Source organism: Pseudoxanthomonas sp. G3, from assembly GCF_057654715.1.
This window is the reverse complement of the sequence record NZ_CM172805.1, coordinates 1,927,471-1,949,804: the sequence shown is the minus strand read 5'-3', so window position 1 is coordinate 1,949,804 and position 22,334 is coordinate 1,927,471. Positions and strand designations below refer to the sequence as shown.

Genomic DNA, 22,334 nt, shown 5'->3' with positions numbered 1-22,334 from the left:
GCCGGCACAAAAAAAGGCCCGGCTTTGCCGGGCCTTTTCGCTTCGTGCCGGTCGATCAGGCGGCCACGGTCTTGGCAACGTCCTGGTATTCCTCGATCTGGTCGAAGTTCATGTAGCGATAGATCTCGGCGCCCTTTTCGTTGATCACGCCGATGTCAGCCATGTACTCGGCCTTCGAGGGGATCTTGCCCAGGCGCGAGCAGATCGCGGCCAGCTCGGCCGACCCCAGGAACACGTTGGAGTTGCGGCCCAGGCGGTTCGGGAAGTTGCGGGTCGAGGTGGAGAACACCGTCGCGCCCTCGCGCACCTGCGCCTGATTGCCCATGCACAGCGAGCAGCCCGGCATTTCCATGCGCGCACCGGCGGTGCCGAACGTGCCGTAGTGGCCTTCCTTGGTCAGCTCGGAGGCGTCCATCTTGGTCGGCGGCGCGACCCACAGGCGCGTCGGGATGTCGCGCTTGCCTTCCAGCAACTTGGCGGCCGCGCGGAAGTGGCCGATGTTGGTCATGCACGAGCCGATGAACACTTCATCGATCTTGGTGCCGGCCACGTCGGACAGCGTCTTCACGTCGTCCGGATCGTTCGGACAGGCCAGCAGCGGCTCGTGCACCTCCGCCAGGTCGATCTCGATGACGGCGGCGTACTCGGCATCGGCATCGGGCTCGAGCAGCTGCGGGTCGGCCAGCCACGCCTCCATCTTGGCGATGCGGCGGCTGAGCGAACGGGCATCGGCGTAGCCTTCGGCGATCATCCACTTCAGCAGCGTGATATTGCTGGTGAGGTACTCGATGATCGGCTCCTTGTTCAGGCGCACGGTGCAGCCGGCGGCCGAGCGTTCGGCCGAGGCGTCGGACAGTTCGAACGCCTGCTCCACCTTCAGGTCCGGCAGGCCTTCGATCTCGAGAATGCGGCCGGAGAAGATGTTCTTCTTGCCCTGCTTGGCGACCGTCAGCAGGCCGGCCTTGATCGCGTAGTACGGGATCGCGTTGACCAGGTCGCGCAAGGTCACGCCCGGCTGCATCTCGCCCTTGAAGCGCACCAGCACCGATTCCGGCATGTCCAGCGGCATCACACCGGTGGCCGCGGCGAACGCGACCAAGCCCGAGCCCGCCGGGAAGGAAATACCCACCGGGAAGCGCGTGTGCGAGTCGCCGCCGGTGCCGACGGTGTCGGGCAGCAGCATGCGGTTGAGCCAGCTGTGGATCACGCCGTCGCCGGGACGCAGCGAGATGCCGCCACGGGTGGAGATGAATTCCGGCAGCGTGTGGTGCGTCTTCACGTCCACCGGCTTCGGATAGGCCGCCGTGTGGCAGAACGACTGCATCACCAGATCGGCGGAGAAGCCCAGGCAGGCTAGGTCCTTCAGTTCGTCACGCGTCATCGGGCCGGTGGTGTCCTGCGAGCCCACCGAGGTCATCTTCGGTTCGCAGTACGTGCCCGGACGCACGCCCTGGCCTTCCGGCAGGCCGCAGGCGCGGCCGACCATCTTCTGCGCCAGCGAGAACCCCTTGCCGCTGTCGGCTGGCTGCTGCGGCCGGCGGAACAGGTCCGTCGGCGGCAGCTTCAGCGCCTCACGCGCCTTCGCGGTCAGGCCGCGACCGATGATCAACGGAATACGGCCACCGGCGCGCACTTCGTCGAAAAGCACGTCGGACTTCACCTGGAACTCGGCGATCACTTCACCGTTCTTCAGCGCCTTGCCGTCGTACGGACGCAGCTCGACCACGTCGCCGTGGTTCATCCGCGACACGTCGAGTTCGATCGGCAGCGCGCCGGCGTCTTCCATCGTGTTGTAGAAGATCGGGGCGATCTTGCTGCCCAGGCAGACGCCGCCGAAGCGCTTATTCGGAATGAACGGGATGTCCTCACCGGTGAACCACAGCACGCTATTGGTCGCCGACTTGCGCGAGGAACCGGTTCCGACCACGTCGCCGACGTAGGCGACCAAATGGCCCTTGTCCTTCAGCGAGAGGATTTCCTGGATCGGCCCGCGCTTGCCGTCTTCTTCCGGCACGAACGGCGCATCGGGGCGCTTGTTCTTCAGCATCGCCAGCGCGTGCAGCGGGATGTCGGGGCGCGTGGTAGCGTCCGGCGCCGGCGACAGGTCGTCGGTGTTGGTCTCGCCCGGCACCTTGAACACGGTGACCGTCAGGCTCTGCGGCACTTCCGGCTTGCTGGTGAACCACTCGGCATCAGCCCAGCTTCGCAGCACGGCCTGCGCATGCGCGTTGCCCTGCTCGGCCTTTTCTTGCACGTCGTGGAAGCTGTCGAACATCAGCAGCGTGTGCTTCAGGCCCTCGGCGGCGGTCGCGCCCAACTCAGCGTTGTCGAGCAGCTCGATCAGCGGGTGGATGTTGTAACCGCCCAGCATGGTGCCCAGCAGTTCGGTGGCGCGCTGGGGTGTGATCAGCGGGGTCTTCTCGGTGCCGAAAGCCACGGCGGCGAGGTAAGACGCCTTGACCTTGGCGGCGTCGTCGACGCCGGCGGGCACGCGGTGCGTGATCAGCTCGACCAGAACGTCTTCCTCACCGGCTGGCGGGTTCTTCAGCAATTCGACGACCTCGGCCGTCTGCTGGGCCGACAGCGGCAGCGGCGGGATGCCCAGCGCGGCGCGCTCGGCTACGTGGTGGCGATAGGCTTCCAACATGGGTGGCTCCGGTCGTTCGATAGTGCGGTGGAAAGGGAAAACAGAGGGGTGCTTATTCGTTCGCGGGCACGATCAGCTTCAAACCCTTGAAGTAGTCGCGATGGAAAGCGGTGTCGAAGGTGATCAGGCCATCACATTGCAACAGCGCGTGCGCACCGACCAGGAAGTCGGCGATCGGCCGGGATTCGCCGGAGCGCTGCCGGTGCCGGCGCTGCATCTCGCCGGCCCGCAGCGCGGACTTGGCTTCGATGGCGTTGAAATGCACGCCCATCTCCTCGACGGCCGCCAGCGCATCCGCGCCATTGCGTAGCGAAGCGCACAGCTGCGCCAGTGCGGCATCGCACACGACCACGCGCCCGCTGCCCAGGCTCTGCCGCAGGCCGGCCTCCACCGCATCCGCTCGGGGGCCGTCGGTCAGCAGTTCGATCAGGACAGGCGCGTCGACGGCGATCATTCGCTGCCGGTGTCCGCGTCGAGGGAGAACTTGCCGCGCACGCGCGAAATAGCGTCGTCGACACTCTTCCGCAACACGATGCGGCTACCTTCCAGCTCGACCTTCAGTACGCTGCCCTTGGTCAGACCCAGCGCGTCGCGCACGGCCTTTGGCAGGGTGATCTGTCCGCGTTCGGCAACGATGGCTTCCATCAGCGGCCCCTCTTGAGTATGGAAGAATTGTACATACTTCTGAAGGCATACTCCAGCCAGGGTCGTCACGCCAGCAGCCAGACCGCCTCCCTTTCCGCCTGCGGCTTTGGTCGGATCACCGCCGTCTCAGTCTTGGCGGATAATCCGGGCAAGCCTCGACAAGACGCGCCGGGCGCAACGCTTATCCTGCACCTGCGCCCCTCCCCATGAAAAAGCTACAGGAGCCTCCCCGATGAGTGATTCCTTCGCCACCCGCCGCACCCTGGACATCAACGGCAGGTCGTACGCCTATTACAGCCTGCCGGCCCTCGCCGAACGGCTGGATCCCGCAGGCGGGTTCGCCCGCCTGCCCTACTCACTGAAGATCCTGCTCGAGAACCTGCTGCGCTGCGAGGACGGGGTCACCGTACTGCCCGAGCACATCCAGGCCGTGGCGCAGTGGGAGGCGACGCGGGAGCCCGATACCGAGATCGCCTTCATGCCGGCGCGCGTGGTGCTGCAGGACTTCACCGGTGTGCCCTGCGTGGTCGACCTGGCCGCCATGCGCGATGCCGTAGTGAAACTGGGCGGCAGCCCGGACCAGATCAACCCGCTGATCCCGTCCGAGCTGGTCATCGACCACTCCGTGCAGGTGGATGTCTTCGGCAGCCCCGATGCGCTGGATCTCAACGGCAAGATCGAATTCGATCGCAACAAGGAACGCTACGGCTTCCTGCGCTGGGGCCAGAAGGCGTTCGACAACTTCAAGGTGGTGCCGCCGAACACCGGCATCGTCCACCAGGTGAACCTGGAGAACCTGGCACGCGTGGTGATGACGGGCGAGCAGGATGGCCAAGCCATCGCCTATCCCGATACCGTCTTCGGCACCGACAGCCACACCACGATGATCAACGGTATCGGCGTACTTGGCTGGGGCGTGGGCGGCATCGAGGCCGAAGCCGCGATGCTCGGCCAGCCGTCTTCGATGCTGATCCCGCAGGTGGTGGGCTTCAAGCTGACCGGCAAGTTGCCCGAAGGCGCCACCGCCACCGATCTGGTGCTGACCGTCACCCAGATGCTGCGCAAACTGGGTGTGGTGGGCAAGTTCGTCGAGTTCTACGGCGACGGGTTGCAGCATCTGCCGCTCGCCGACCGCGCCACCATCGGCAACATGGCGCCGGAGTACGGCGCGACCTGCGGCATCTTCCCCATCGATCACGAATCACTGAACTACCTGCGTCTGTCAGGCCGCAGCGAAGACCAGATCGCCCTGGTCGAGGCGTATGCCAAGGCCCAGGGGCTGTGGCACACGCCCGACAGCCCGCATGCCGACTACAGTGCCACGCTGCATCTGGACATGGGCGACGTGAAGCCCTCGCTCGCCGGCCCCAAGCGCCCGCAGGACCGCGTGCTGTTGCAGGACGTCAAGCAGAACTTCCGCGACAACCTGGTGCCGTTCGCCGATGCCCGCCGCAAGCGCATCGACCTGGTGCAGGAAGACCGGTTGAAGAACGAAGGCGGTGGCGGCACCGCTGTCGGCGCCAAGGAAGCCGCCCACGAATCCGCGCCCGACAGCGGGGCGACGAAGAAGCTGCGCGACGGTGACGTGGTGATCGCGGCGATCACGTCGTGCACCAACACCTCCAACCCTGCGGTGATGCTCGGTGCGGGCCTGCTGGCGCGCAATGCGGCTGCAAAAGGCTTGAAAGCACAGCCGTGGGTGAAGACTTCGCTCGGGCCAGGCTCGCGCGTGGTCACCGACTATCTCCAGAAGGCGGGCGTCCTCGACGATCTCGAGAAGCTGGGCTTCTACGTCGTCGGCTACGGCTGCACCACCTGCATCGGCAACTCCGGTCCGCTGCCGGACGATGTCTCGGCCGCGATCGCCGCCGACGATCTGGTGGTCGCCTCGGTGCTGTCGGGCAACCGCAACTTCGAAGGCCGCGTGCACCCCGAAGTGAAGATGAACTACCTGGCCAGCCCGCCCCTGGTCGTGGCTTACGCCATCGCCGGCACCACCAACATCGACCTCATGACCGAACCGCTGGGTACCGGCAGCGACGGCCAGCCCGTCTTCCTCAAGGACATCTGGCCCAGTAACAAGGAGATCGGCGATTTCATCGCGGCGACGATCGGGCCGGAGATGTTTGCGAAGAACTACGCCGACGTGTTCAAGGGCGACTCGCGCTGGAATACCATCGCCTCGCCCGACGGCGATCTCTATGCGTGGGATGGCGATTCCACCTACATCAAGAACCCGCCTTACTTCGACGGCATGTCGATGGCGGTCGGCCGCATCGATGATGTGCACGGCGCGCGCGTACTGGGCCTGTTCGGCGACTCGATCACCACCGACCACATCTCGCCGGCCGGCAACATCAAGAAGGATTCGCCTGCGGGCCGCTTCCTGATCTCACGTGGCGTGCAGCCGGCCGATTTCAACAGCTACGGGAGCCGTCGCGGCAACGACGATGTCATGGTGCGCGGCACGTTCGCCAATATCCGCATCAAGAACCTGATGCTCGGCGGCGAGGAAGGTGGCAATACGCTGTACTACGGTAGCGGCGCGCCGGAGAAACTGTCCATCTACGATGCGGCGATGAAGTACAAGGCCGACGGCGTGCCGCTGGTGGTCATCGCCGGCAAGGAATACGGCACCGGCTCGTCCCGCGACTGGGCGGCCAAGGGCACCAACCTGTTGGGTGTGAAGGCAGTGATCGCGGAGAGCTTCGAGCGCATCCACCGTTCCAACCTCGTCGGCATGGGCGTGTTGCCCCTGCAGTTCGTCGATGGCCAGAACGCACAGTCGCTGGGCCTGGATGGTACGGAGACGTTCGATGTGACCGGTCTACAGGACGGCGCCGCGAAGACCGCGACGGTCACGGCGCGCAAGGCCGACGGCAGGACGGTCGAGTTCCAGGCCAAGGTCTTGCTGCTGACGCCGAAGGAAGTCGAGTACTTCCGCCATGGCGGCCTGCTCCACTATGTGCTGCGCCAACTGGCCGCAAGAAAAGCCGCCTGATCCTTCTTGGCAAAAAAAAGGCCGCCCTTGGGCGGCCTTTTTCATGCATACGCGTCAAGCGTCAGCGAGCGGCCGCCGGCGCGGCGCCTGTCGCCTGGCCTTTGTTCTTCACGTAGCGCTCGAGCCACTGATCCTGCTCCCACAGCAGATGCAGGACCGATTCCTTCGCCGCATAGCCATGGCTTTCCTTCGGCAGCAGGACCAGGCGCGCGGGTGCGCCGAAGCCCTTGAGGGCGTTGAAGTATCGCTCGCTTTGCATGGTGAACGTGCCGGAATTGTTGTCGGCCTCGCCATGCACCAGCAGCAGCGGCGTCTTCATCTTCTCCACGTGCATGAAGGGCGACATGTCGTTGTAGACGCCGGGCGCTTCCCAGTAGTTGCGTTCCTCCTGCTGGAAGCCGAACGGCGTCAACGTGCGGTTGTAGGCGCCGCTGCGCGCGATGCCGGCCGCGAACAGATCCGAATGCGTGAGCAGGTTCGCCGTCATGAACGCCCCGTACGAATGGCCGCCCACGGCCACGCGCGAACGGTCGATGTAGCCCAGCGCATCCACCGCATCGATGGCGGCCTTGGCGTTGGCGACGAGTTGGGTGATGAAGGTGTCGTTCGGCTCGTCCTTGCCCTCGCCTACGATCGGGAATGCGGCGTCATCGAGCACGGCATAACCACGCGCCACCCAGTACACCGGCGAACCGTAGCTCGGGAAAATGAACTCGTTCGGGTTGGTGGTGTTCTGGCCCGCGCTGTCCCGATCCTTGTATTCGGTGGGATAGGCCCACATCACCAGCGGCAGCTTTTCACGCTTGGCCGCGCGGTCGTAGCCGGCCGGCAGGTACAGCGTGCCGGTCAACGGCAAGCCATCGGAGCGTTTGTACGTAAGGACTTCCTTGTACACGCCCTGCAGGGCCTTGAACGGATTCTCGAAGCGCGTCACCGGCACGGGCGCGATGCGCTGCTTCAGATGACGCACGTAGTAGTTGGGGAACTCGGTCGGTGATTCGATGCGTACCAGCGCCGTACCCTGCGAGGGATCCAACAGCGCCTGGATGCTTTCCTTCTGGCCGTCCAGGCGCGAGGTGTACAGGCGCTCCTTCCTGCCGGTGGCCAGGTCCATCCGGTCGATGAAGGGGAACTGCCCTTCGGGCGTGAAGCCCTCGCCGATCAGGTGCGCCTGGCCGTTATCCAGCGCCAGTACGGCTTCACCTGCTGCGTTGCGCCGCGTCTCGAACTGGCCCGGATCGCTGTACTGGTCCTGATAGCTGCGGCTCACGAGCTCGCGCAGCGGTAATTCCACCTTCGAAGGATCGAACAGATAGGTGCGGGTATGGCGGGTATTCCACCAATAGTCGGTGACGATGGCATGCGTGTCGTCGCCCCACAGGATGCCCTGCAGGCGGTCGACGGTTTTGAACAACGACTGCGGCGTGCCCGTGAACGGTGCCTGCCAGGCGAACGCCTCGTCTCGGAACGGGACCTCCACTGCGGGATCGCCCTTGTCCAGCGCTTCGGTCCAGACCAGCGTGGCGGGCTGGTCCGCGCGCCATTCGACATCGCGACGGCCCGGGCGTACTGCCATGAAGCCCTTTGGCAGGTTTTCCGCCAGCGGCGCCTCGACGACGGTGGTCACCGGTTTGCCGGTGGTCTCCACGACTTCCGCGCGGTACGGGAAGCGGCCGTACGGCACCAGATAAGAGAACGGCTTCTGCAGGGTACGCAGCAGAACGTAGCGGCCGTCCGGCGAGAACGATTCCCCGGTGTACATCGCCGCGGCACGCCAGAGCGTCGCGCGTCCCTTCAGCGGAACGCGATGCAGTTCGGAGGTGGACAAGACGGCGAAGTTGCTCTCGTCCGACGGGTTCTTGAGCAGGTCCTGGTAAGTGCGGTTCTGGGCCTTGCTGCCATCGCTCACCGATACGGTCGGGCCGGTCGGCACGGCGCGTGCAGTATCGAGCAGCGCAGGACGCTGCGCCGGCAGCATGCGCACCAGCAGCGCCTGATTGTCGCGGAACCAGGTGAGCGGATTGCCCACGTTGCCGTTGACCCGCGCCTCGGTCAGGCGCCTGGCCTGTGCCGTGGCGAGCTCGACCACCCAAGCTTCCACGCCGGTACGCGTCGTGTGGGTAAAGGCCAGCCAGTGCTCGTCGGGCGACCAGACGAAGTTCGCCAGACGCGGACTGGCGGGCAGGCCCGCCACTTGCCGGGCCTTGCCGCCCTGCAGGTCTTGGATCTGCAAGTTGGTGAAGTAGGTCGTGGTGCTGGCGATGTTGGTGCGCGGGTTGACGCGCAAACCACCCAAGCGGAGCTCCTCGTCGGACAGTTCCGCCAGCGACTTGAACGTGTCGCGGTAGAACAACACCAGTTGCTGCTTACGACTGTCCGTGACCACGCTCGGAGGACGCTGTACATCGGCGAGCTGCAGGATCTCCGCAGGTGGTGTCTGGTACGGCAGGGCGTCTTGCGCAACAGCGTTTCCGGCGGCCAGCCACAGGCACGCCAGCAGTTTCCAGCGAATCGACATGAATGGTTTCCCCTTTGGACCAGCCGATCATCACGGCTCTCCCCCTGTCGTAGCAAGTCCGGTCGGGCGCGCTTACGGCGTTCCGCAGCTTGAAGGCCTTTGTCGAAGGTCGTCTGAGACGCCGCTATGGGAACTGACGTCCTGCGTTTCGCCTCCCTACTCCTTGTTCTCGCCTTGTCTGCCCGCGCACTTGCCGCACCGCCCGAGGCCGTCCAGGCCAGGCGCGTCGCCGAACAGTTCATCGCCACCAAACAAGCCGCGGCCAGCCCGCAGGAGGCTTATGAGGCGGGCGACATCGCCACCGCCGATCTGGACGGCGACGGCAAGGCGGAGGTCGTCGTGCTGTGGACGATGCTGGGCCCCACTTACTGGCACCACGGCGTCTCGGTGCTCGCGCGCAACGGGCAACGCTACGTACCCGCCGGCGAAGCCGAAGAACCGCTGGGCAGCGTGGAAGGCATGTCGGTGCGTAACGGGATTATCGAGCTGAAGACGAAATGGCCCGGGCCCAACGATGCCCGCTGCTGCCCCACCGTTCCCAAGACGTTGCGCTATCGCTGGAGCGGCGGCCGGCTTGCCCCAACGAAGTAGCGTTCAGCGCGGTGCGTTCCATTGCGCGTGATAGATCCGCCAGTCCCCCTCTTCGCGCCGCCACGCCGTCGTGACGTTGTAGGTGCGGGCCTCTTCCGGCAGCAGGCGGCCGCTGCCGCCCGTCAGCAGCACGTGGAAGGATACCGTCGCGTTGTCGCCCTCGACGCGTACCTCCAGCGGCCCGGTCGTCGCGCCCACCCGCGCATTCGCGAACGTGCGCGCACGCACGAGGTTGTGCAGCGCAGCACGGTCCATGCCCGCCGGCCCGGTGAAGTCGGCGCTGACGCCCTCCATAAAATCGCCGACACGCTTGTCCTCGACCGCCTGCTGCATGGCATCGAAGCGCTGCCTCAGCTGGGCCTCCGGCGCCTCCCGGCCGCAGCCCGCCAACCCTGCCATCAGCAGCATCGCCGCGGCCACGTAATTCAGACCCGTCTTCGCCATCGAAACCTTCGCCTTTTCCATCCGGAACGGTATGCTCCCGACAGGCGCCCTTTCGGCGCTTGCCCACACGCATGCCGCGAGGCAGCCCGAAGACCCTGGGGAGGGAGCAGAACGATGAGTCAGGAACGTCCGTGGTTCAAGAGTTACCCGCAAGGCGTGCCGCATGCGGTTGACCTGGAGCAGTACCGCTCCATCGTGTCCGTGTTCGATGAAGCGATCAGCAAGTACCGCGACCGCCCGGCGTTTCGCAACTTCGGCAAGACCCTGACCTACGGCCAGATCGACACGCTGAGCCGCCAGTTCGCCGCCTACCTGCTTGGCGAGCTGAAGCTCAAGAAGGGCGACCGCGTCGCCATCATGATGCCGAACTGCCTGCAGTATCCGATCGCGATCTTCGGCGTGCTGCGCGCCGGGCTGACCGTGGTGAACGTCAACCCGATGTACACCCCGCGCGAGCTCAAGCACCAGTTGACCGATTCCGGCGCCAGCGTGCTGCTGGTCGTCGACAACTTCGGCAAGACCGCGCAGGAGGCCCTGGCAGGCACGCAGGTCAAGCAGGTCATCACCACCGCGCTGGGCGACCTGGTCGGTTTCCCGAAGGGCGCCATCGTCAACTTCGTACTGAAGTACGTGAAAAAGATGGTGCCGGACTACGACATCCCGGGCGCCGTCCGCTTCAAGGACACGCTGACGCTGGGGCAGTTGCACGCGCTGCCCGAGGTCGACATCGATTCCGGCGACATCGCGTTCCTGCAATACACCGGTGGCACCACGGGCGTCGCCAAGGGCGCCATGCTGACGCACCGCAACCTCGTCGCGAACATGCAACAAGCCGGCGTGTGGGTCGGCACCGGGCTGGACTACGGCAACGAAGTGATCATCACCGCGTTGCCGCTCTACCATATCTTCGCGTTGACGGCGAACTGCCTGGTCTTCATGAAACTCGGCGGCCTCAACCATCTCATCACCAACCCACGCGACATGCCGGGCTTCGTCAAGGAGCTCAAGGCCACGCGGTTCACCGCAATCACCGGCGTCAACACGCTGTTCAACGGCCTGTTGAACACGCCCGGTTTCGATGAGGTCGATTTCTCCAATCTCAAGATGACGCTGGGTGGCGGCATGGCCGTGCAGCGCGCCGTCGCCGAGAAATGGAAGAAGGTCACGGGCGTCACGCTGGTCGAGGCGTATGGCCTGACCGAGACCTCGCCGGCCGCGTGCATCAATCCGATGAACCTGCAGGACTACAACGGCGCGATCGGCCTGCCGGTTCCGTCGACCGACGCCTGCGTCAAGGACGACGACGGCAACATGCTGCCCACCGGCGAAGTCGGCGAGCTCTGCATCAAGGGACCCCAAGTGATGAAGGGCTACTGGCAGCGTCCGGAAGAGACGGCCAATGTCATCGATGCCGATGGCTGGTTGCATACGGGCGACATGGCGAAGATGGACGAGAACGGCTTCTTCTACATCGTCGACCGCAAGAAGGACATGATTCTGGTCTCCGGCTTCAACGTGTATCCGAACGAGGTGGAAGACGTCATCGCCGGCATGGACGGTGTGCTGGAAGTCGCCGCGATCGGCGTGCCCGACGAGAAGTCCGGCGAAGCGGTGAAGGTCTTTATCGTGAAGAAGGACCCCGCGCTCACCGCCGAGCAGGTGAAAGCCTATTGCCGCGACAACCTGACCGGCTACAAGCAACCGCGGCAGATCGAGTTCCGTACCGAACTGCCGAAGACCAACGTCGGCAAGATCCTGCGCAAGGAGCTTCGCGATCCGCCGAAGCACAGCTGATTGCCCTATTCAGCTTGAGAGAAGGCCGGCCCAGCGCCGGCCTTTTTCTTTTTGTTCAGGACTTTAGGCGCCAATTCTAGACGGCTGTCACAAATCACGAGGCTCAATGCTCCCCGACGGGGTTTCCTTGCCGCAAGCGCGCGCATGCACTGGATTTTAATTATTCGTTCAGGTGTAGGATCGGCGCGTGATGCCACCTGCGTCACACAATCCGCCTCACCCGCATCCCCTGCCGCGCGGGAAAAACCCCTCCAAGGAGCTCTCCATGAACAACGTCGAAAAACTGCAGCGCACCCGTTCCTTCCCGACCATCCGCGTCGAGTCCGAACCCAGCGGTGATGCCCACTGGATGTACATGCACTCCGATGTCGCGCCGGGCGTGCGTCCGTGCTTCCGCAGCCAGATGCTCGACGACGTGCTGAGCTTCATGAATTCGATCACCCTGCGCGAGTCGCAGCGCCAGCCCGGCAAGCTGCGTCACCTCGTTGTCGCGTCCGATGCCACCGCGTTCAACCTCGGCGGCGACCTGGAACTGTTCTCGCAGCTGATCCGCGAAAACAACCGCGATCGCCTGTTGAGCTACGCGCGCCGCTGCATCGATGGCGTTTACCACCTCAACACCGGGCTGGGCGGCGACGTGCGCACCATCGCGCTGATCCAGGGTGATGCGCTGGGCGGTGGTCTCGAGATCGCCCTGTCCTGCCACACCATCGTGGCCGAAGAAGGCGTCGACATGGGCCTACCGGAAGTGCTGTTCGGCCTGTTCCCGGGCATGGGCGCGTACTCCTTCCTGTGCAAGCGCGTGTCGCCGCAGGTCGCCGAAAAGATCATCCTGGAAGGCAACATCTACACCAGCGACGAGCTGTACAAGCTGGGCGTGGTCGATGTGCTCGTGCCGAAGGGCCAGGGTGCCGCCGCGGTGCAGTCGATCATCGACAAGCAGCGCCGTTCCCCGCATGCGCACCTGGCACTGAACGCCTGCCGCAACCTGGCGCAGCCGGTCGGCTACGATGAACTGATGGGCATCACCGAGGTGTGGGTCGATACCGCGCTGACGCTGGGCGACAAGTCGCTGAAGATGATGGAACGCATCGTGCGCGCCCAGGAAAAACGCTCCACCCGCGCGGCTTGATGCACCGCCCGTAGTCCGCTGTCGCAGTACCGCACAGGGAATACAGGGGAAATCAGGGGGTTGAAGCGCGCAGCGTGCTTCAAGGGCGAGTCCGGATTATCGTACTCGCCTGGGACCCGCCTTCGGGCGGGCCTGCCGCTTCCGTCCAGAACGCAGACTCATTGCCAGACGTTGGATCAGGACGAGGAGCCTTCGCCGCCCTTTTCGACCGCGCCCCGCAACCGCTGGCGCGCTTCCAGCGCCGCACGGCCATGGCTCAGGTGCGAGTTCAGCGCCGCCAGGCGATGGCGCCACTCGCGGGTAATCTGCCAGTCGGCCAACCGCATCATCTCGCCGGCCGCCGCGGCCAGCTTCACCAGGCCCAGGTTGCTCGCCACGCCTTTCAGCGCATGCGCGTGCTCGCGCAGATGTTCGCCGTCGCCCCGCTCCATCGCATGCGCCATGGCGCCGATGCATCCGTCCGCATCGTTGAGGCACTGTTCGATGAACTCGCGTTCGAATGCTTCGCCCATGCCGAGCGCGGTGAGCTCGTCCAGCACGCTGACATCCAGCACGCCGTCGGACACTTCCGCGCGGGCCGGCACCACCGTCGCCGTCGCCGACACGCGGCCCGACGTGGCGATGTCCGCCAGCGCGTCCAGCAGCCGCGAGGCGACGACCGGCTTGGCGAGGAAGGCACGCGCGCCGGCCTGCTCGCAGCGCTGGATGGATTCGGGCGTGACGTCCGCGCTCAGGATCAGCACTGGCGTGCGGCTGCCGCTGCCCGCTTCCATCACGCGCAGTTGCTTCAGCAGGTCCAGGCCACTCAGGCCGGGCATGTGCAGGTCGCAGATCACGGCGTCGTAGGATGCCGACTCCAGCGCATCCAGCACTTCCTCCCCACCGTTCACACAGGTGATGCGATGGCCGGCCTTCTGCAGCAGGCGCTGCACGACCATGCGGTTCGCCTCGTGGTCGTCGGCGACCAGGATCTGCATGCTGCGCACGCGGGCGCGGTGACGGAGGAACGGATCCGAGAACGCGATGATGTTTTCGGCACTGTTGGCGTCGGGCTCTTCCTGCAGCCATTCGGCATGCCCCTGCACTGCCGGCACGATGACGCGCTCGGGCACGGCGTCAAACGGCAACTCGACCCAGAAGCAACTGCCGCGTTGTTCGTTGCTTTCGAACCCGATCGTGCCGCCCATGGCCTCGGTGAGACCCTTGGCGATCGTCGTGCCCAGGCCGGTGCCGCCGTAGCGGCGCGACAGGCTGACGTCGGCCTGCTCGAACGCTTCGAACAGCCGCTCGCGCAGCGCGACGGGCACGCCGATGCCGGTATCGGTGACGGTGAACCGCAGGCGCACGTGCTGGCCATCGACCAGGGTCGGGGCCACGGTCAGGCGTACTTCGCCCTCGTCGGTGAACTTGACCGCGTTGCCGGCCAGGTTCAGCAGCACCTGGCGCAGGTGGCCGGCATCGCCGCGCAGCTTGGCCGGGATGGCGTCGTCGACGACGCCTTCGTAGCGCACCTGCTTGCCGCGGGCCTGCGGCATCAGGATCAGGCCGATGCTGTCCACCAGCTCGCGCGGCGAGAACTCCACCACGTTGAGCTTGACCTTGCCGGCCTCGATCGCGGAGATGTCCAGCACATCCTCGACCAGGCCCAGCAGGGTCCGCGTGGAGGCCTGGATCGTCGAGAGGCATTCGCGCTGCTCGGTGTCCAGCCGCGTGGTGGCCAGCAGTTCGGACATGCCCGCCAGGCCGTTCAGGGGCGTGCGGAATTCGTGGCTCATGTTGGCCAGGAAGCGGCTCTTGGCCTCATTCGCGCGACGCGCTTCGTCGGTGGCGCGGGTGAGGTCGCGCAGCAGGCCCGACAGGTACATCGGCACCGCGATCAGGCCCAGCACCAAGCCGACACCGAGCGTCATGTTGCTGCGCCAGTAGTCGTTGGACGCGACCACCACCGCGAACGCGGCGCTGGCCATCGCAACCGCGACCACCAGGTAACGGTTGCCGTAGCGCAGGCCGTTGCCCACCGTGATCCACATCAGCACCACGTAGGCCCACGACAGCGGCTCGCCCATGCCGTTCATGGCGGCGGCGAGGAGGCCGTAATCGGCGATCATGCCCAGGCCACGACGCACATGCGACTTGCCGGGCTGTACCAGCAGCCAGGCGAAGATGCCCAGACCATTGACCAGGCCCGAGATGATGATCGTCAGGACGATGGCGTATTCGTCGGCCGGCAACGCGGCGCGCGAAGACGGCAGCAGCGCGTAGAACAGGATGATCGAGATGACCGCGATACGGATCGCGGCCTGGCCGTGCTCGCTGTCGCCGCGATGCGCCAAGCGGGATTTCACCCAGGTGAGGACGTTGGACATGGCTCACTCCATCCCTGGACGGCTCTGCACCGTCGAGTAGCGTTCGCAAATGTCGTCCAGCCGCACTCGCCCACGGATCAGCGCGTCGACACATGCAGGATCGAACAGGCGGCCACGCTGGGCGTACAGGTAGGCCAGGGCGGCGTCCTTCTCCCAGGCCTTCTTGTACGGGCGTGGCGAAATCAGCGCATCGAACACGTCTGCAACCGCGACTATCCTGGCTTCCAACGGGATCTCGTCCCCAACGAGGCCATCGGGATAGCCGCTGCCGTCGTAGCGTTCGTGGTGGCGCAGCGCGATCACCGCGCCGGCCTGGATGAAGCGGTTCTGGCTGCCGGAGAGCAACTGGTGGCCGATCTTCGGGTGGCGCCGCATGACCTCGGTTTCTTCCTCGGTCAGCGGACCGGCCTTCATCAGGACCGAATCGGGAATGGCGATCTTGCCCATGTCGTGCAGCGGCGCAGCCATTTCGATGGCGCGCACCTCGTCTTCGGGCAAGCCCAGTTGCTCGGCGATCAGGCCGGCCACGTGGGCCATGCGCTCCAGGTACGCGCTGGTGCCGCTGTCGCGGTATTCGATCGCGCGAGCCAGGCGCGACAGCGTCTCGCGTTCGCGCTCCTCGACCTCATGCATGCTGGACAGCAGGCGCTGTTCCAGCGACAGGGCACGCTGCTTGACGTTCTCAGATTGCTGGCGCAGTTGGAGCAGGTTACGGCAGCGGGCGCGCAGTTCGCGCGGGCGCACCGGCTTGACCAGGAAATCGATGACGCCCGCTTCGAGCGCGGCCTGGCGAATGGGCTCGTCGCCCACCACGGTGATCAGGATGATCGCGATGTCGCGGTGCATCGGCAGCCGGCGGAACCGGCGGGCGAACTCCAGCCCATCCATGCCGGGCATGCGGTAGTCGAGCAGCAGCAGGTCGGTGCGGTTCTTCTCGCACCATTCCAGGGCCGCCAGGGGATCGCCGAAATCGTGGACGGCCAGCTCGGACGCGATGTCCTCGATGACGTGACGCAGCATCGTGCGCGCAGACGTCTGATCGTCGACGATGACGATATTCAAAGCGTTACCCACCCCTTGGGGCCACATCATGTGGCTGTCGGGCAAGGATACTCCGGTGGTGGCAGCGCTCGCATCTAACATGTCGGCAGTCCTGTTCGACGACGCAGACCCTGGGAGGGTCCGTGATCCACGAAGGGAACCGATGCGAATCGCGGGGCCCCCTCCCCCGATCTCTATCGGCGCGGACGGCCTGAAGTTGACCGCCCTGCGGGTGAATCCACGCAGAAAGCGTGCCAGCCGGGGCCAGGGCGTCTTGGGCTGGAACAACGGGACCTCCGTCACGGAAAGAGGCCGTTCCGTCCATCCGTGACGGGCGACACGCCTGCGGGGGCGACGGTCCGGCGGCGACCCTGCCGCCGGGGGTGGACCCGCCGCGTCACACCGGCCGTAGCCGATACTGCCCCGGTGCGTCACTATCTTGACGCACCGGGCCTGCCCGTCAACCCTGGTTTTCGGGCCGCATGTAGGGGAACAGCAGCACGTCCCGGATCGAATCCGAGCCCGTCAACAACATGATCAGGCGATCGATGCCGATGCCCAGGCCGCCGGTGGGCGGCAGGCCGACTTCCAGGGCGCGGATGTAGTCGGCATCGAAGTGCATGGCTTCGTCGTCCCCGCCCTCCTTCGCCTGCACCTGCGCCATGAAGCGTGCGGCCTGGTCCTCGGGGTCGTTCAGTTCGGAGAAGCCGTTGGCCACCTCCTTGCCATTGATGAACAGCTCGAAGCGATCGGTGTAGCCCGGGTCGTTGTCGTTGGCGCGGGCCAGCGGCGAGACCTCCACCGGGTGGTCGGTGATGAAGGTGGGCTGCACCAGCGTGTGTTCCACGGTCTTCTCGAAGATCTCCAGCAGCAGCTTGCCCCAGCCATAGACCGGCTTCACATGGATCTTCAGCCGCTCGCAGTGGCGCACCAGTGCCTCGCGGTCGGTGCAGTCGGCGACGCTGATCTCCGGGTTGTGGTGGCGTACCGCCTCATCCATGCGCCAGCGGCGGAACGCGGGCTCCAGGTCGATATCCTGACCATCCCAGGTGACCTGGCCTGTGCCCAGGACCTCGTGGGCGACATCGCGGATCACGCCTTCCGTCAGATCCATGATTTCGGTGTACGTGGCGTAAGCCTCGTACAGCTCCAGCATCGTGAACTCGGGGTTGTGCCGCGTGCTGACGCCTTCGTTGCGGAAGTTGCGATTGATTTCATAGACGCGCTCCAGTCCGCCGACGACCAGGCGCTTGAGGTACAGCTCGGGCGCCACGCGCAGGTAGAGATCAAGGTCCAGCGCGTTGTGGTGAGTGGTGAACGGCTTGGCCGCGGCGCCGCCGGGGATGTAATGCATCATCGGCGTCTCCACTTCCAGGAAGCGCCTGGTGTCCAGCCACTCGCGGATCGCGCGGATGATGCGCGAGCGCTTGATGAAGACATCGCGCGCTTCCGGCGTGACGATCAGGTCCACGTACCGCTGGCGGTAGCGCTGCTCGACATCGGACAAGCCATGCCATTTGTCCGGCAGCGGGCGCAGCGACTTGGTCAGCAGGCGCAGGGCTTCGGCCTTCACCGACAGCTCGCCAGTGCGGGTGCGCGTCAGGCTTCCCTCGACGCCGACGATGTCGCCGATGTCCCATCCCTTGAACGCATCGTAGGTGTCGCCCAGCGTATTCGCCTGCAGGAACAGCTGGATGCGCCCGGACTCGTCCTGGATCTGGACGAAACTGGCCTTGCCCATCACCCGCTTGGCCATCAGGCGGCCCGCCAGTTTCACGTGCCGGCCCGCGCCTTCCAGCGCTTCCACCGTCCACAGGTCGGCGTCGCCGTACTGGGTCTGTAGGTCGCCCGCGTAATCGCTGCGGCGGAAGTCGTTGGGGAAGGCAATGCCCTGCCCGCGCAACGCCGTCAGTTTGGCGCGGCGCTCGGCGATGAGGCTGTTCTCGTCGGCGGGAGGCGTGGCGCTGGTGTGGTCGGTCATGGCGTTGGGAGGAGTGAGTGGGGAGGAGTGAGGAGTGAGGGAAGCCGGGATGAGGGAGCGGACCGCCGCTCACTCTTCACCCCTCTCCACTCACTCCTGCTTTCAGGCGTCGATGCGTTTGGCGCCGGCTTCCAGGCCGGACTTCAGGCTGGCCTCGACGAACTCGTCCAGGTCGCCATCCAGTACCTTCTGGGTATCCGAGCGCTCCACGCCGGTGCGCAGGTCCTTGATGCGGCTCTGGTCCAGCACGTAATTGCGGATCTGGCTGCCCCAGCCGATGTCGGACTTGGTCGCTTCCACCGCGTCGCGTTCCGCGTTCCGCTTCTGGATCTCCAGCTCGTACAGCTTCGCGGCCAGCATCTTCATCGCGTTGTCGCGGTTCTGGTGCTGGCTGCGGCCGGTCTGGCAAGCCACCACGATGCCGGTCGGCACGTGGGTGATGCGCACCGCGGACTCGGTCTTGTTGACGTGCTGGCCGCCCGCGCCGGACGAGCGGTACACGTCGGTCTTCAGGTCGGCCGGATTGATGTCGATGTCGATGTTGTCGTCGACTTCCGGCGATACGAAGACCGAAGTGAAGCTGGTGTGGCGCCGGTTGTCGGAGTCGAAAGGCGACTTGCGCACCAGGCGGTGCACACCGGTTTCGGTCTTCAGCCAGCCGTAGGCGAAATCGCCTTCCACGCGCAGCGTGGCCGACTTGATGCCGGCGACGTCGCCACCGCTGGCCTCCATCAGCTCGGTCTTCCAGCCGCGCGACTCGCACCAGCGCAGATACATGCGCAGCAGGATTTCCGCCCAGTCCTGGGCCTCGGTGCCGCCGGCGCCGGCCTGGATGTCCACGAAGGCGTTCGCGCTGTCCATCTTGCCGGAGAACATGCGCTGGAATTCCAGCTTGTCCACGCGGACGGCATAGCGCTCGACATCGGCGACGACGGCCTGCGCGGTGTCCTCGTCGTTCTCCATCTCCGCCAGCTCGAGCAGCTCCAGACCGCCGACGAGGCCTTCGTCGATCTCGCGGATGCCGTTGACGGTCTTGTCCAGCAGCGAGCGCTCGCGACCCAGCTGCTGCGCGTACTCGGGGTTGTTCCAGACATCCGGGCTTTCCAGCTCGCGGTTTACTTCTTCCAGGCGTTCGCGCTTGGAATCGTAGTCAAAGATACCCCCGGAGCGAGGCCAGCCTGTCCTGCAGGTCGGCGATGCGCTGGCGGATGGGGTTCAGCTCGATCATGGTGCGTAAGGAGGGGGGACGGGATCGGCCGGCAAGGATACCAGAGCCCGCCGCTGCGCCGGCCGGAAGCGTTTCCGGAACAGGACTTGCATCGTCAGGGCCGCCCCCGCCCCAAGCCGTCGCCGGTCATGCCCATGGTTATCCCGCCGCCACGTCACCTGCTGTCGGCACTGCTCGGCCTGTCGATGCTGGCGACCCTGCCCGCGTCCGCGGCCGCGCCACACGAGGAGCGTGCCGCCCAGGTCACCCTGTGCCTCAAGCTGCGAAGGGACGAACCGGTCAAGGCCGTCGCGCTCGCGCACCGCCTCCTGCAGGCGACGGATCTTTCGCTGGAGGACGAGCTGAAAACGCTCAGCTGCCTCGGCATCGCCGCGGGCCTGAGCGGCGAGCCCGAGCAGGCCCTGATCGCCGCGGAGCGGATGGAGCGGCGCGTGGGCGAGCGTCCGGACCTGGCCCCCGACCTGCAAATGCGCGCCTATTCGCACGCAGGCTCGATCTACCAAGGCGCCGGGCACATCCACGCCGCGGAAGCGGCTTACCTGCGTGCGGTCGAGGTGGCCTCACGCCTGGACGCGAGAGAAGCGGCGCTGGTGCAGGCCGCGACGCTGACCAACATCGGCCTCATCCACGCGGACTATCTGGATTCGCCGGATGTGGCGGACGAGTACTACCGCAAGGCCTTGGCCATCGCAGCCACGGTCGATCTCGAAGATCCGGTGATCGTGCACAACCACGCGCTGAACCTCGTGGCACTGGGCCGCACGACTGAAGCCTTGAAGGTCATCGCGCAGGGCGAAGCGATGGCCGAACGCAAGCAGGCCCACGCTGTGCTCGACCGCCTGCGCGCCGAGCGTGCCGGCCTATGGATCCGGCAAGGCAAGCTGGCGGACGCCACGCCTCTGCTCGACGCGGCGATCCGGTCGCAGGAAGTGAGCCAGGATGTCCCGGGCCTGGCGGGATCGCTGGCCAAACGCTCGGTCCTGCAGCGCCAGTCGGGCGATGCGCGCGGCGCCTTGGCGACCGCGCAGCGCGCCTGGTCGCTCGTGGATCACCAGCCGCAGCCGCAGAAACAGCGCGAAGTGCTGCTCGCCTGGATGGCCGCGCACGCAGCGCTGGGCGAGGCCGACAAGGCGCTGGCCGTGGGTTCGCGCCTGCATGCCCTGGAGATGGCATCACTCAAGCAGCAGCGGATGGAACTGCTGGCCGATCTTCAGGCGCGCAGCGAAAGCGCCGATGCCCAGCGCGAACTGGAACAGATGCGCCACGACGCGCAGATCAGTGCCCTCAACGACGACAAGGCGAAACTGGTGCGACGCGCCGGCGGCGCCCTGCTTGGGCTGCTCGTCGTCGCCGGCGTGGGCTTTGGCCTGCTGCAGCGACGCAAGAACCGCCAGCTGCGCGCGGTAAGCGCAACAGATCCGCTCACCGGCCTGCGCAACCGTCGCGCCGCCGGTGCCGCGCTACAGGCCATGTCCGCGCAACGCGCGTCGCCGGGGATGCGCCACGTGCTGTTCCTGATCGACATCGACCATTTCAAGAAGGTCAACGACAGCTTCGGCCACCACGCCGGCGACGACGTGCTGGTCGACATCGCCGATGCCTTGCGGGCGCTGTGCCGGCCGGGCGATGTGATCGCCCGCTGGGGCGGCGAGGAATTCCTGATGGCCTGCCCCGATCTGACAACGGCGCAGGCATGCACCGTGGCCGCACGCCTCCACGAACGACTGGGCGGCGCACGCGAACTCGCGCCGGGCCGTGCGTGGGACCTCACCGTGTCGCTGGGTTTCGCGCCTTTCCCGTTCTTCGAAGACGGGCGCGAGGGGTGGGAATACGCCATCCGCCTGGCCGACCGCGCACTTTACGCCGCCAAGGACCGCCGCAACGCCTGGGCCGGCCTCTGGGGCCGCTCGCTGCCCGACGGCACGACGGCCGCCGCCGTCCTCGAGGAACCCGAGAACGCCGTGCGCAGCGGCCATGTGGATCTGGTGGCGAGCTACGCCATCGAGCGTCTGCCCAAGGCGGTGCTGCGCGTGGCGTGAGCGGCTAGGCCTGCTCCGCCCCGGTCCGCGCGCGCAGGTCCTGCCGGTAGCGCCGGCTGCAGGGAAGCGTTGTGCCATCGCGCAGGTGCACGCGCGCATCGCCCGTCTCCAGCGGCTCGATGGACGCCACGTGGTCCAGCGCGACCAAATAGCTGCGATGGATGCGGGCGAACCGGCGGGGATCCAGCCTGGCCTCGATACCGGCGATGGTGCTGCGTAGCGGGTAGTCGTGGCCGCGCACACGCAGGTTCACGTAATTGCCGGCCGCCTGCAGCCACTCGATGTCGTTGGCCGCGACCAGGAACTCGCGCCCCAGCTTGCGGATCAGGAAACGCTCGGGACGGTCCACGGACTCCAATGCAGGCCCCTCATCCGGCTCGGCGAGCAGGCTGGCTTCGCCCTGCCAACGGCGCAGCAGCAGCCGATACGCCTCCATCGTCAGCACGATGTATACGAAGCTGCGGATGTCCTTCAGGTATTCATAGAACAGCTCGCGCGGCCACGGCCCGAAGTCGTAAGTCATGCCCTGGGTCCGGTAGGCCAGCATGCGCAGCCCCACCATCCCCACCACGTGGACGACGCACACCACCAGGCTCGCCCCGGCGTACCGGGCCAGCTGCCGCCGCCAGGCGCCCCAGTGGAAGGGGTAGCGACGGGTGAACCACGCCATGGCCGGGATGATCACCAGCACCCACATCAGCGCGCTGCTGATCTCCCAGACGGCAGGTTCCCAGGCCTGTACGGTCGAGTGCCCGCGCCTTAGTTCGATCAGGGTCGTGATGCTGTTGGCAATGCAGTTCGCGCCGGTGAGCGTGACCCAGAAGCCGGCCTCTGCGACGCGCCGCCAGGGCAGATAACGCTCGTAGGTCAATGAGGCGGTTTCCGTCATGCACGCATTCTAGCCTCG

At 65.9% G+C, this 22,334-nt stretch carries 15 protein-coding genes; 5 read left to right on the top strand and 10 right to left on the bottom strand.

Annotated features, from left to right (window positions below; genetic code table 11):
- Positions 1–55: 55 nt before the first annotated feature.
- The 3 genes from acnB to AC23D6_RS09295 are packed head-to-tail and all read right to left on the bottom strand — an operon-like array spanning position 56 to position 3,292.
- Complete coding sequence (gene acnB / locus AC23D6_RS09305; RefSeq protein WP_487752469.1) at positions 56–2,647, bottom strand: bifunctional aconitate hydratase 2/2-methylisocitrate dehydratase; 2,592 nt, start codon at positions 2,645–2,647, stop codon at positions 56–58.
- Between the two features lie 52 nt (positions 2,648–2,699).
- Positions 2,700–3,101, bottom strand: a complete 402-nt coding sequence (locus tag AC23D6_RS09300; protein WP_487752468.1) for a type II toxin-antitoxin system VapC family toxin — start codon at positions 3,099–3,101, stop codon at positions 2,700–2,702.
- Positions 3,098–3,292 (bottom strand): AbrB/MazE/SpoVT family DNA-binding domain-containing protein, encoded by a 195-nt coding sequence (locus AC23D6_RS09295; protein WP_487752467.1) that lies wholly within the window; start codon positions 3,290–3,292, stop codon positions 3,098–3,100. Before AC23D6_RS09295 ends, AC23D6_RS09300 begins: the two co-directional genes overlap by 4 nt.
- A gap of 232 nt (positions 3,293–3,524) precedes the next feature.
- Here AC23D6_RS09295 and acnA point away from each other — a divergent pair, with 232 nt between their 5' ends.
- A complete protein-coding gene (gene acnA / locus AC23D6_RS09290; protein WP_487752466.1) occupies positions 3,525–6,293 on the top strand; it encodes an aconitate hydratase AcnA in 2,769 nt (922 codons plus the stop codon).
- Positions 6,294–6,354: 61 nt separating this feature from the next.
- On the opposite strand, the gene AC23D6_RS09285 is transcribed toward acnA, so the two are convergent.
- On the bottom strand, positions 6,355–8,811 hold the full coding sequence (locus AC23D6_RS09285; RefSeq protein WP_487752465.1) for a S9 family peptidase: 2,457 nt from the start codon (positions 8,809–8,811) through the stop codon (positions 6,355–6,357).
- Between the two features lie 126 nt (positions 8,812–8,937).
- On the opposite strand from AC23D6_RS09285, the gene AC23D6_RS09280 reads away from it, so the two are divergent.
- Positions 8,938–9,402, top strand: coding sequence for a hypothetical protein (locus AC23D6_RS09280; protein ID WP_487752464.1), 465 nt, complete (start codon positions 8,938–8,940; stop codon positions 9,400–9,402).
- A 3-nt stretch (positions 9,403–9,405) separates the two neighbouring features.
- Here AC23D6_RS09280 and AC23D6_RS09275 read toward each other — a convergent pair whose 3' ends face one another.
- Positions 9,406–9,846 (bottom strand): nuclear transport factor 2 family protein, encoded by a 441-nt coding sequence (locus AC23D6_RS09275; RefSeq protein WP_487752463.1) that lies wholly within the window; start codon positions 9,844–9,846, stop codon positions 9,406–9,408.
- Positions 9,847–9,960: 114 nt separating this feature from the next.
- On the opposite strand from AC23D6_RS09275, the gene AC23D6_RS09270 reads away from it, so the two are divergent.
- Together AC23D6_RS09270 and AC23D6_RS09265 are read left to right on the top strand one after the other, a co-directional pair.
- A complete protein-coding gene (locus AC23D6_RS09270; RefSeq protein ID WP_487752462.1) occupies positions 9,961–11,640 on the top strand; it encodes a long-chain fatty acid--CoA ligase in 1,680 nt (559 codons plus the stop codon).
- A gap of 265 nt (positions 11,641–11,905) precedes the next feature.
- Positions 11,906–12,772 (top strand): crotonase/enoyl-CoA hydratase family protein, encoded by an 867-nt coding sequence (locus AC23D6_RS09265; RefSeq protein ID WP_487752461.1) that lies wholly within the window; start codon positions 11,906–11,908, stop codon positions 12,770–12,772.
- A 176-nt stretch (positions 12,773–12,948) separates the two neighbouring features.
- Here AC23D6_RS09265 and AC23D6_RS09260 read toward each other — a convergent pair whose 3' ends face one another.
- The 4 genes from AC23D6_RS09260 to prfB form a co-directional block, all read right to left on the bottom strand.
- A complete protein-coding gene (locus AC23D6_RS09260; RefSeq protein WP_487752460.1) occupies positions 12,949–15,138 on the bottom strand; it encodes an ATP-binding protein in 2,190 nt (729 codons plus the stop codon).
- A 3-nt stretch (positions 15,139–15,141) separates the two neighbouring features.
- Positions 15,142–16,230 (bottom strand): cyclic di-GMP phosphodiesterase response regulator RpfG, encoded by a 1,089-nt coding sequence (rpfG, locus tag AC23D6_RS09255; RefSeq protein ID WP_487752459.1) that lies wholly within the window; start codon positions 16,228–16,230, stop codon positions 15,142–15,144.
- A 409-nt stretch (positions 16,231–16,639) separates the two neighbouring features.
- On the bottom strand, positions 16,640–18,160 hold the full coding sequence (gene lysS / locus AC23D6_RS09250; RefSeq protein WP_487752458.1) for a lysine--tRNA ligase: 1,521 nt from the start codon (positions 18,158–18,160) through the stop codon (positions 16,640–16,642).
- 102 nt (positions 18,161–18,262) lie between these two features.
- Positions 18,263–19,388, bottom strand: a protein-coding gene (gene prfB / locus AC23D6_RS09245) for a peptide chain release factor 2 (protein ID WP_487752457.1) whose coding sequence is annotated in 2 segments (ribosomal slippage) — positions 18,263–19,312 and positions 19,314–19,388 — 1,125 coding nt in all. Because the reading frame shifts where the segments join, the coding sequence is not laid out codon by codon here.
- A 128-nt stretch (positions 19,389–19,516) separates the two neighbouring features.
- On the opposite strand from prfB, the gene AC23D6_RS09240 reads away from it, so the two are divergent.
- A complete protein-coding gene (locus AC23D6_RS09240) occupies positions 19,517–21,427 on the top strand; it encodes a tetratricopeptide repeat-containing diguanylate cyclase (RefSeq protein ID WP_487752456.1) in 1,911 nt (636 codons plus the stop codon).
- A gap of 4 nt (positions 21,428–21,431) precedes the next feature.
- Here AC23D6_RS09240 and AC23D6_RS09235 read toward each other — a convergent pair whose 3' ends face one another.
- Positions 21,432–22,316 carry a LytTR family DNA-binding domain-containing protein gene (locus AC23D6_RS09235; RefSeq protein WP_487752455.1) on the bottom strand — a complete coding sequence of 295 codons (885 nt, stop codon included), beginning with the start codon at positions 22,314–22,316 and terminating at the stop codon, positions 21,432–21,434.
- Positions 22,317–22,334: the final 18 nt, after the last annotated feature.

What these genes read in the sequence shown, in the direction of transcription:
- AC23D6_RS09285 (WP_487752465.1), bottom strand. Translation starts at nt 8,811, where the DNA reads ATGTCGATTCGCTGGAAACTGCTGGCGTGCCTGTGGCTGGCCGCCGGA.
- AC23D6_RS09295 (WP_487752467.1), bottom strand. Translation starts at nt 3,292, where the DNA reads ATGGAAGCCATCGTTGCCGAACGCGGACAGATCACCCTGCCAAAGGCC.
- acnA (WP_487752466.1), top strand. Translation starts at nt 3,525, where the DNA reads ATGAGTGATTCCTTCGCCACCCGCCGCACCCTGGACATCAACGGCAGG.
- AC23D6_RS09265 (WP_487752461.1), top strand. Translation starts at nt 11,906, where the DNA reads ATGAACAACGTCGAAAAACTGCAGCGCACCCGTTCCTTCCCGACCATC.
- AC23D6_RS09275 (WP_487752463.1), bottom strand. Translation starts at nt 9,846, where the DNA reads ATGGCGAAGACGGGTCTGAATTACGTGGCCGCGGCGATGCTGCTGATG.
- AC23D6_RS09270 (WP_487752462.1), top strand. Translation starts at nt 9,961, where the DNA reads ATGAGTCAGGAACGTCCGTGGTTCAAGAGTTACCCGCAAGGCGTGCCG.
- AC23D6_RS09235 (WP_487752455.1), bottom strand. Translation starts at nt 22,316, where the DNA reads ATGACGGAAACCGCCTCATTGACCTACGAGCGTTATCTGCCCTGGCGG.
- AC23D6_RS09300 (WP_487752468.1), bottom strand. Translation starts at nt 3,101, where the DNA reads ATGATCGCCGTCGACGCGCCTGTCCTGATCGAACTGCTGACCGACGGC.
- rpfG (WP_487752459.1), bottom strand. Translation starts at nt 16,230, where the DNA reads ATGATGTGGCCCCAAGGGGTGGGTAACGCTTTGAATATCGTCATCGTC.
- AC23D6_RS09240 (WP_487752456.1), top strand. Translation starts at nt 19,517, where the DNA reads ATGCCCATGGTTATCCCGCCGCCACGTCACCTGCTGTCGGCACTGCTC.
- AC23D6_RS09260 (WP_487752460.1), bottom strand. Translation starts at nt 15,138, where the DNA reads ATGTCCAACGTCCTCACCTGGGTGAAATCCCGCTTGGCGCATCGCGGC.
- lysS (WP_487752458.1), bottom strand. Translation starts at nt 18,160, where the DNA reads ATGACCGACCACACCAGCGCCACGCCTCCCGCCGACGAGAACAGCCTC.
- AC23D6_RS09280 (WP_487752464.1), top strand. Translation starts at nt 8,938, where the DNA reads ATGGGAACTGACGTCCTGCGTTTCGCCTCCCTACTCCTTGTTCTCGCC.
- acnB (WP_487752469.1), bottom strand. Translation starts at nt 2,647, where the DNA reads ATGTTGGAAGCCTATCGCCACCACGTAGCCGAGCGCGCCGCGCTGGGC.